Here is a 9,489-nt window from a genome sequence, read left to right on the forward strand (position 1 = left end):
AGAGTTTGTCGGGCAACGTGCAAGGAGTGGACAAAGCGGGCACTAGAGTAGCCTAGGGTTAGGAGCTAGATCATCCAAGCTCAATTGCATAACCACTCGGGTTTTCGCCGCTTTTGGCTGTTAGGCGAGGTCGATCTTGGTGGCTTTTCCAAACGCTCAAGATTTGGTTTTATCTATTAAGATAGAAAACGAGCGGCTTGCTGGCGGCTAACATTAGCGTTTGCAACCCTGCAATCAATGACGGAGTTTATCCGCCTTGAACGGTGCCAGGCTCTCTCGAAACTGCTCGATAAACTCAAGCGTCACCAGTGATGGTTGCTTCAAAATCGGGCGCACAAGGGAAAGTGTATGTGACAGGAGCGGTTTGAACGGTCGGTAGCTCAATCCGTTGTCTGCATATTGAACGGCGTCCAACTCGCTCACTACGGAAACCCCGACACCTTTTACCGCCAATTCACAAGCCGCCGTGAACTGCCTGACTTCAATGTGGGAATTCAGTTTGACGCTGGCGTTTTGAAATGCTTTTGAAAGTTGTCCAAAAAAAACGCTGTCGCGCCGTGTGTGAATAATCTTGGCATTTGCAAGATCCGTAGGTGTCACCTCGGAGAGTTTTTCCAATTCATGTCCGGTAGGAAACACGCAAACCGTACGGACATCGATGTCTCTGCTTTCGACGGCGGGATGCCCGTTAAAACTATCTGTGATTCCGAAATCATATTGCTCACCGATCATCCACTCGAGAATGCGTTCCGGTCTGTCAGGCTCGATCGTCATAGTTACACCTGGCCGATCTTCTAAAAACGTGGCGATGACGTTAGGAAGGTGACTGGTGGCGAACCCAGGCAAACATGCGATGCGGATGTGTCCCGCTTTGCGTTGCGTTATGTCCTGACTGACATCCGAGATCTGCTTCATCAATTCCAAAACACGCTCTACGCTCGGTTGCAGATAACGCACTTCCTGCGAAGGCACTAAGCGACCTTCACGGCGATCGAAAAGTTGAAAGCCAAGCGATTTTTCCAGATCAGAAAGCAGTCTGCTGACCGCAGGCTGGCTTATCCCAAGATCCGTAGCTGCAGCAGTGACCGACCCATTTGTAGAAACTGCCATGAGCGCTTCCAATTGGCGGATCCTCAAAGTTTGACTCATGCTTTGAACCTGGTTCGTTGTTTGCTTTGCAAGTTTATAACGTGATGTTATGTTTTTCTCAAAAATTAAATGCTTGAATTATAAAATTGTGACGTTAACGTCGTGAAATCGTCATGTGTGCCGATTACGCGTTGCGGTCGGTATTCAACGAAGCATCAACACTGATGCATGGGAGGAATCATGAATAAGCAATTTCTCGGCGCTCTCGCCGTAACTACTGCGTTGTCCCCCGTGGCGGCGATGTCGCAAACTGAAGTTCAGTTCTGGCACGCCTTCACCGGCCGGCTGGGTGAGCTTGTTAAAGCGCAGGTTGAAGAGTTCAACGCCAGCCAGGACGAGTTCGTCGTGGTCGAAAGCCACAAGGGTAACTACTCGGAAACTCTGAACGCAGGTATTGCGGCTTTCCGTGCCGGTGAGCAGCCCCACATTTTGATGGTCTTCGAGGTGGGCACGGCAACGATGATGTCGGCTGAGGGTGCGATCAAACCCGTTTATGAAGTGATGGCAGAAAGCGGCGCATCCTTTGATCCGGATGCATATATCGGGGCTGTCAAAGGATACTATACGACCACAGACGGTCAGATGCTGTCTCTGCCTTTCAACTCGTCCACGCCTGTTCTGTGGGTCAATCGCGATGCCTTCGAAGCGGCGGGCGTTGATCCGGACACGGATTTGTCGACCTGGGAAAAGGTTGGTGATGTATTAGAGCAGCTGAAGGCCGGCGGCGAGGACTGCCCGCTTGTGACTGCATGGCAGAGCTGGATTCACCTCGAGAACCTGTCGGCCTATCACGACGTTCCGTTCGCATCGCAGGACAACGGTTTTGCCGGTCTGGACACTGAACTGATGCTGAACGGTCCGGCGCAGGTCGCACATCTGACGGCAATGGGTGACTGGGCCAAGGATGGCAAATTCATCTACACCGGGCGTAGAAACGAAGGTGGTGCAAACTTCCGGGCTGGAGAATGCGCGTTGTTTACGGAAAGCTCAGCCGGTTACGCCGGTATCAGCTCCGAGGCTGAGTTCAAGTTCGACGTGCGCCCGCTGCCCTATTGGGAAGCCTTGGTGAGCGAGCCGCAGAACACTATTATCGGTGGCGCTTCGCTTTGGGTGATGGAAGGCCATGATCCTGAAGCATACAAGGGCGTGGGTGAATTCCTCAGCTTCCTGTCATCGTCAGGCGTACAGGCTTCGTGGCACCAGAATACTGGTTATCTTCCAATCACGGCGGACGCAGGCGATGTTACGCGCGCTGCAGGTTTCTATGAGCAAAACCCCGGAACTGATATCGCGGTGATTCAGATGACTGCGAAGGAACCAACCGCAAACTCGAAAGGTCTGCGTTTGGGGTCGTTTGATCAGATTCGCGGCATCATCGACGAAGAGCTCGAGGCCGTCTGGTCCGGTGAAAAAACCGCTCAGGAAGCGATGGATAGCGCGAAAGAGCGCGGTGATGCACTGCTGCGCCGGTTCGAATCCGCCAATCAATAAGTGTTAACTTGATGCGGGCCTACTAAAGGCCCGCATTTTCTTTCTTCAGTGGACTATCAGGATGGAAAAACGCGTCACCTTCCGCGGCTGGCTTTTGCCATTGGCGCTGATCGCCCCTCAGGTCATCATCTCCGCTGTTTTCTTTTTCTATCCCGCCGGTCAGGCCGTCTGGCAGTCACTTTTCATACCTGACCCTTTTGGGCTGTCGTCTCAGTTCGTGGGGCTGGGTAACTTTGAATTTCTGCTGAGCGACAGATATTACCGCGCCTCATTCGTCACGACTGCTGTGTTTTCGACGCTGGTTACGCTCTGCTCTATGATCCCGGCTTTGTTTTTGGCCGTTATCGCGGATCGCCTGATCAAGGGGTCGGGTGTTTATCGGACGCTGCTGATCTGGCCATACGCCGTCGCGCCAGCCGTGGCTGGTGTGCTGTGGCTGTTTATGTTCAATACCCGAGTTGGCGTGGTGTCGTGGTATCTAGGACAACTTGGCTATGACTGGAACCACGTCCTGAACGATGCCGAAGCGATGGGCCTGGTGGTTGTCGCCTCGGCCTGGGGTCGCATCAGCTATAACTTTCTGTTCTTCTTTGCCGCGCTGCAATCCGTTCCCCGCTCGGTCATCGAAGCGGCTGCGATTGACGGCGCCCATTTCTGGCGTCGGTTTTTTACCATTGTGCTGCCACTTCTTTCCCCTACGGCCTTCTTCCTGCTGGTGGTGAACATTGTCTACGCCTTTTTTGAAACCTTTGGGGTGATCCACACGATCACCGGTGGTGGGCCACAGCAGGCGACGACAATTTTGGTCTACAAAGTCTTTTCAGACGGGTTTGTCGGGCAGGATCTCGGGTCATCCTCGGCGCAATCGGTCATCCTTCTGATTGTCGTTGGCCTGCTGACCGTCGTGCAGTTCAAATACGTTGAAAAGAGGGTGCATTACTGATGGCGGCCCAGCAACACGGAATGGTCGAGAAACGCGGCGCGAGCATCTGGCTGACCCACGCCCTCATGATCCTTGGCGTTCTGATCATCTTTTTTCCGATCTGGCTGGCCTTTGTCGCATCGACCGTCACCCAAGCCGATATCATCTCACCCCCTATGCCCGTAGTGCCGGGCGATCAGTTCTGGGTGAATTACAAAGCGGCGCTGTTCTCTGGGATAAACGTGCCTGTCGCAACTATGCTGTTCAACAGTCTGGTGATGGCCATTGGCATTGCGGTTGGAAAAATCATCATTTCGCTACTGTCAGCATTTGCGATTGTCTATTTCCGTTTCCCCGGGCGAACGACATTCTTCTGGCTGATTTTCCTAACACTTATGCTGCCGGTCGAAGTCCGCATCGTTCCGACATTCGAAGTTGTCGCTGGGTTTGGAATGCTTAACAGCTATTACGGGCTGATCTTCCCCCTGATTGCTTCGGCAACGGCGACCTTCCTGTTCCGTCAGTTCTTCCTGACGATCCCCGATGAACTAGCCGAAGCCGCCCGAGTGGACGGTGCCCGCCCGATGCGGTTCTTCATTGATATAGTTGTTCCCATGAGCCGGACCAACATCGCGGCACTGTTCGTGATCCTGTTTATCTATGGGTGGAACCAATACCTCTGGCCGCTGCTCATCACCACTGATCCCGAAATGAATACCATCGTGATGGGCATCAAACAGATGTTCCCGTCCGGCGATGATTTTGCCCATTGGCCGACAATCATGGCCACATCCATTCTGGCGATGATCCCGCCGGTCATCGTGGTGGTTTCGATGCAAAAGCTCTTTGTCCGCGGCCTTGTCGATAGCGAGAAGTAAGAAATGGCAACAGTAACCCTAGAGAACGTCAAAAAGAGCTTTGGCCCGACGGACGTCATCCATGGCATCGATATCGATATTGCGGATGGTGAGTTCATCGTGATCGTTGGCCCCTCGGGCTGCGGCAAGTCCACGCTGTTGCGGATGGTTGCGGGGCTTGAAACCGTGACTGCGGGTGAAATCCGAATTGGGGATGAACGAGCCAACGACAAGGAGCCGATGGATCGTGACATCGCGATGGTGTTCCAGAACTATGCACTCTATCCACATATGTCTGTGCGACAGAATATGGGCTACGGCCTTAAGATCGCCGGCCTTCCAAAGAACCAGATCGACCAGAAGGTGACTGAGGCCGCCAAACTGTTGCAACTGGAACCCTTATTGGATCGCAAACCAAGACAACTTTCCGGCGGCCAACGTCAGAGGGTGGCGATGGGTAGGGCAATTGTTCGCGAGCCCGCTGTCTTCTTGTTTGATGAACCGCTGTCGAACCTGGACGCTAAACTGCGTGTTCAGATGCGTCTGGAAATTCGTGAACTTCAGGAGAAGTTGGGCATCACTTCGCTTTACGTAACCCATGATCAGGTCGAAGCGATGACGATGGCAGACAGGATGATCGTCATGAACGGCGGTATCGCAGAGCAGATTGGAACTCCGCTCGAGGTTTACGAAACGCCGAGAACCCTGTTTGCAGCGCAGTTCATTGGCAGCCCTGCGATGAATGTGTTAGATGCCCGACGTGAAAACGGGGCAATCAAGATCGGTGAAATAGAGGTCGGTCCGTCTGCAGGACCGGATACCGAGCTAAAACTGGGGATCCGCCCAGAGCATCTGCTGTTGGCCGACAACGGCCCGCTGGAAGCGGCAATTCAGATGGCAGAACCATTGGGCGCAAACACTCTGTTGCACGGCCAACTCGCGGGGATTGGCGGAGCGATCACAATAAGCCTTCCGGGCGTCCATCCGATCGAGGGCCGACATCCGAATATGCGGTTTTCGGTCGCCTCCGAACACATGCATCTGTTTGACCATTCAACCGGGGAAAGGCTGGAAAGCTAATGGGGTTTCCGCAGGTCGAAGCATTTCGTGGCGGTAACAACCTAATCCGTGTTGTGGGCCATCGGGGTGCGAGGGGCGTTTTACCTGAAAACAGCATGATTGGCTTTGATTTCTCACTGTCCATCGGCGTACCGCTTCTTGAATTTGATGTTGTCCTGACGGCCGATGACGTTCCGGTCATAACCCACAACCATCGTCTGCACGCATCTAACTTTCGCGACACCAATGGCCTGTTTCTTTCCGGAGAAGAGCCAAAAGTCTCTTCTCTGACTTTCGAGCAGATCCAGCAATTCGATATTGGACGGTTAGACGGACACTCTGCCTATGGCCGACGCTTCCCGGATCAGGCGCAACTGGACGGCGTTCGTGTCCCAAGGCTGATAGACTTGCTCGAGTTGGTAACCGAACCAAAATACGGCGATGCGTATCTGATGCTCGAACTGAAGTCGGATCCTGACCTGGCTCACGATGCGCATTATCGAGAGAGCTTTGTTGGGCGAGTTCTTCAGGAAGTTCGCGCCAAAGGTCTATCTTCGCGCGCGGTTTTGCACAGTTTTGACTGGAACCTTTTAGAGGAATGCCAGCGACAGGCTCCGGATATGCCGTCTTCTTACCTTACGCAGCTTCCGGAAAACGAGGACGATGTAGGCGAGGATTCCTCGAAAGCGGTTTGCCCAGACTTTCGCGGTCGCTGCGACGAAATCCCACTTCTGGTCAAGCAAGCCGGTGGTTCGCTTTGGTGCCCATACTATGCGGATGTGACAGCAGAAAACGTGGCCCTCGCAAAAGAGCTAAGCCTATGTGTCGCCGTTTGGACCGTCAATGAGCACGAAGAAATAAGCAGGATGATCGACCTGCGCGTGGATGCAATCGTATCTGATTACCCTGGGCGGGTTCAAAGGCATCTGTCGGATTTAGGCATGGGGTGGTATGTCAGCAACCAGTGAATTCTGCGCCGCATATCCGTGACGTTTCTTGTGCTTCTTCCAGTCACAGTCGGAAAGGATCATTCACATCATAACTTCAACCTGCTGTGTAAGACGTAAAGCATAATGGCTATATCTGGAAAGACCAAGCCTCGATGGAAGCTTTCCTGAATAGTGATCTCTTCAAGGGTATCCCGGCAGCCTACGGCATCGTGGGAGCTCCCAACGTTCAGATCGCACGAGGCCTCTATCCTCTTCGGTAAGACATTGCCTAAAGAGGGAAACCAGTCCAAAAGTCCAAGAGGTCAAACACCGATCTGCGAGACCGGGTCGGCGCTTTAACGCACGCCGATCTATCGCCATACTGACAGGTTAGCTGCCGGATATTGCTGAGGGTTCCAATTAGCCGTTCGCCGCGAAGTGTTCCGCTGATCGCATTGGGCCATATGCATCAGCTCCGTTCGACCCAAATGGTTGCGGGAGTAGGATTTGAACCTACGACCTTCAGGTTATGAGCCTGACGAGCTACCGGGCTGCTCCATCCCGCGACACTTTGCGTTGGCCTATCGCTTACGCTACTTGAAGCCCTGCGTTGGTCTACCGCCTATTTGGCTAGTTGAGACCGGGTCGTGTTCTGCTGATCGTTTAGAGAGAAGTTTGTTTGTGGGCTTTTGCTAGGTTTGGCGGTGACCTACTCTCCCGGGGCTTAAGCCCAAGTACCATTGGCGCGGCAGTGCTTAACTTCCGGGTTCGGGATGGGACCGGGTGTTTCACTTGCGCTATGACCACCAAACCGAGGAAAAGCCCTCGGTCGACTTTCTTGCTGTGCAAGAAAGCGACCATGCGGCAGGCAGCGTCTTTATCACAGATAAAGGCGCGTTACCGCACGGTTGTTAATCAGATCAACGTTGTCCAACTCAAGGTCAGTGTATGCTTTTGGTGATTTGTCTTTCTGTTACTGGATCAAATCAAGCCTATCGGGCGATTAGTACCGGTCAACTGAACGCATTACTGCGCTTACATCTCCGGCCTATTGACGTGGTGGTCTTCCACGGCCCTCAGGGAGACCTTGTTTTGAGGGGGGCTTCCCGCTTAGATGCCTTCAGCGGTTATCCTGTCCGATCATAGCTACCCAGCACTGCCGTTGGCACGACAACTGGTCCACCAGTGGATCGTTCACCCCGGTCCTCTCGTACTAGGGGCAACTCCTCTCAAGTCTCCTACACCCACGGCAGATAGGGACCGAACTGTCTCACGACGTTCTAAACCCAGCTCACGTACCTCTTTAAACGGCGAACAGCCGTACCCTTGGGACCTGCTCCAGCCCCAGGATGAGATGAGCCGACATCGAGGTGCCAAACACTGCCGTCGATATGGACTCTTGGGCAGTATCAGCCTGTTATCCCCGGCGTACCTTTTATCCGTTGAGCGATGGCCCTTCCACTCGGGACCACCGGATCACTATGGCCGTCTTTCGACTCTGCTCGACTTGTCAGTCTTGCAGTCAGGCTGGCTTCTGCCATTGCACTCAACGAGCGATTTCCGACCGCTCTGAGCCAACCTTCGCGCGCCTCCGTTACGCTTTAGGAGGCGACCGCCCCAGTCAAACTACCCGCCACGCAGGGTCCCGGATCCGGATAACGGACCGCGGTTAGACATCAAGAGTGCGAAGGGTGGTATCTCAAGGGAGGCTCCACGGATACTTGCGTTTCCGCTTCAAAGCCTACCACCTATCCTGCACATCACAATCCTGATGCCAGTGCGAAGCTGTAGTAAAGGTGCACGGGGTCTTTCCGTCTAACCGCGGGAAGCCTGCATCTTGACAGGCAATTCAATTTCGCTGAGTCGATGTTGGAGACAGCGGGGAAGTCGTTACGCCATTCGTGCAGGTCGGAACTTACCCGACAAGGAATTTCGCTACCTTAGGACCGTTATAGTTACGGCCGCCGTTTACCTGGCTTCAATTCAAGGCTCTCACCTCTCCTTTTAACCTTCAGGCACCGGGCAGGCGTCAGACCCTATACGTCGTCTTGCGACTTCGCAGAGCCCTGTGTTTTTAATAAACAGTCGCCACCCCCTGGTTTGTGCCCCCAGCCCCTAGTTGCCTAGGAACCGGGCCTCCTTCTCGCGAACTTACGGAGGTATTTTGCCGAGTTCCTTCAACATCGTTCTCTCAAGCGCCTTGGTATGCTCTACCAGTCCACCTGTGTCGGTTTAGGGTACGGTCTGATGGAGGGCTATTTCGGGAACCACTCAGCAGCCCAATCAATCCGATAAGATTGAACTACACCTGTGATCCGTCACATCCTCCTGGCCTAGGAATATTAACCTAGTTCCCATCGCCTACGCCTTTCGGCCTCGGCTTAGGGGCCGCTTACCCTGCTCAGATTAGCTTTAAGCAGGAACCCTTGGACTTTCGGCGAGAGTGTCTCTCACACTCTTTGTCGCTACTCATGTCATCATTCTCACTAGTGATCTCTCCACGGGATCGCTCACGCGCCCGCTTCATCGAAAGCCTCTCTCCTCCAATCTGCCCGAAGGCATGAAGGAGGAATGAGACTATGTCACACTACGCTCTGCTACCGATGCTTACGCATCCCTAGACTTCGGCTCATGGCTTGAGCCCCGTTACATCTTCGCCGCAGGACAACTTATTTAGACCAGTGAGCTGTTACGCTATCTTTAAAGGATGGCTGCTTCTAAGCCAACCTCCTGGTTGTTTTGGTCGTCCCACCTGCTTTCCCACTTAGCCATGAATTGGGGGCCTTAGTCGTAGGTCAGGGTTGTTTCCCTCTCCACTACGGACGTTAGCATCCGCAGTGTGTCTGCCATCTAGTACTCCCGGGTATTCGGAGTTTGGTTAGGATCAGTAAGCCTGTGGGGCCCCATTACCCATCCAGTGCTCTACCCCCCGGGGTATTCGGATGACGCTCTACCTAAATAGATTTCGCAGAGAACCAGCTATCTCCGAGTTTGATTGGCCTTTCACCCCTAGGCACAGCTCATCCCGATCCTTTTCAACGGATGTGGGTTCGGTCCTCCAGTAAGTGTTACCTTACCTTCA

At 53.6% G+C, this 9,489-nt stretch carries 6 protein-coding genes, 1 tRNA gene and 2 rRNA genes (1 of these 9 running past the window's edge); 5 read left to right on the forward strand and 4 right to left on the reverse strand.

The window, feature by feature from the left end; genetic code table 11:
• Window positions 1-234: 234 nt before the first annotated feature.
• Complete coding sequence (locus tag ACR3EM_RS13755) at window positions 235-1,149, reverse strand: LysR substrate-binding domain-containing protein (protein WP_480471222.1); 915 nt, start codon at window positions 1,147-1,149, stop codon at window positions 235-237.
• 180 nt (window positions 1,150-1,329) lie between these two features.
• On the opposite strand from ACR3EM_RS13755, the gene ugpB reads away from it, so the two are divergent.
• The 5 genes from ugpB (at window position 1,330) to ACR3EM_RS13780 (ending at window position 6,446) form a co-directional block, all read left to right on the forward strand.
• Window positions 1,330-2,640, forward strand: coding sequence for a sn-glycerol-3-phosphate ABC transporter substrate-binding protein UgpB (ugpB, locus tag ACR3EM_RS13760; protein ID WP_480471223.1), 1,311 nt, complete (start codon window positions 1,330-1,332; stop codon window positions 2,638-2,640).
• A 61-nt stretch (window positions 2,641-2,701) separates the two neighbouring features.
• Window positions 2,702-3,583, forward strand: coding sequence for a sn-glycerol-3-phosphate ABC transporter permease UgpA (gene ugpA, locus ACR3EM_RS13765; RefSeq protein ID WP_480471224.1), 882 nt, complete (start codon window positions 2,702-2,704; stop codon window positions 3,581-3,583).
• 20 nt (window positions 3,584-3,603) lie between these two features.
• Window positions 3,604-4,440 carry a sn-glycerol-3-phosphate ABC transporter permease UgpE gene (gene ugpE, locus ACR3EM_RS13770; RefSeq protein WP_480471933.1) on the forward strand — a complete coding sequence of 279 codons (837 nt, stop codon included), beginning with the start codon at window positions 3,604-3,606 and terminating at the stop codon, window positions 4,438-4,440.
• A 3-nt stretch (window positions 4,441-4,443) separates the two neighbouring features.
• Window positions 4,444-5,499 carry a sn-glycerol-3-phosphate ABC transporter ATP-binding protein UgpC gene (ugpC, locus tag ACR3EM_RS13775; RefSeq protein WP_480471225.1) on the forward strand — a complete coding sequence of 352 codons (1,056 nt, stop codon included), beginning with the start codon at window positions 4,444-4,446 and terminating at the stop codon, window positions 5,497-5,499.
• Entirely contained in the window at window positions 5,499-6,446 is a 948-nt protein-coding gene (locus ACR3EM_RS13780; protein WP_480471226.1) for a glycerophosphodiester phosphodiesterase family protein, read from the forward strand. Before ugpC ends, ACR3EM_RS13780 begins: the two co-directional genes overlap by 1 nt.
• A 450-nt stretch (window positions 6,447-6,896) precedes the next feature.
• Here ACR3EM_RS13780 and ACR3EM_RS13785 read toward each other — a convergent pair.
• From ACR3EM_RS13785 to ACR3EM_RS13795, 3 genes are all read right to left on the reverse strand, one after another.
• Window positions 6,897-6,973 (reverse strand) — tRNA-Met (locus tag ACR3EM_RS13785).
• A 130-nt stretch (window positions 6,974-7,103) separates the two neighbouring features.
• Window positions 7,104-7,218 (reverse strand): 5S ribosomal RNA (gene rrf, locus ACR3EM_RS13790).
• 171 nt (window positions 7,219-7,389) lie between these two features.
• Window positions 7,390-9,489: ribosomal RNA gene (locus tag ACR3EM_RS13795) — 23S ribosomal RNA — on the reverse strand; it runs 744 nt beyond the window's last position.

Source organism: Ruegeria sp. AH3 (assembly GCF_056536265.1).

What these genes read in the sequence shown, in the direction of transcription:
- ugpE (WP_480471933.1), top strand. Translation starts at nt 3,604, where the DNA reads ATGGTCGAGAAACGCGGCGCGAGCATCTGGCTGACCCACGCCCTCATG.
- ugpC (WP_480471225.1), top strand. Translation starts at nt 4,444, where the DNA reads ATGGCAACAGTAACCCTAGAGAACGTCAAAAAGAGCTTTGGCCCGACG.
- ACR3EM_RS13755 (WP_480471222.1), bottom strand. Translation starts at nt 1,149, where the DNA reads ATGAGTCAAACTTTGAGGATCCGCCAATTGGAAGCGCTCATGGCAGTT.
- ACR3EM_RS13780 (WP_480471226.1), top strand. Translation starts at nt 5,499, where the DNA reads ATGGGGTTTCCGCAGGTCGAAGCATTTCGTGGCGGTAACAACCTAATC.
- ugpB (WP_480471223.1), top strand. Translation starts at nt 1,330, where the DNA reads ATGAATAAGCAATTTCTCGGCGCTCTCGCCGTAACTACTGCGTTGTCC.
- ugpA (WP_480471224.1), top strand. Translation starts at nt 2,702, where the DNA reads ATGGAAAAACGCGTCACCTTCCGCGGCTGGCTTTTGCCATTGGCGCTG.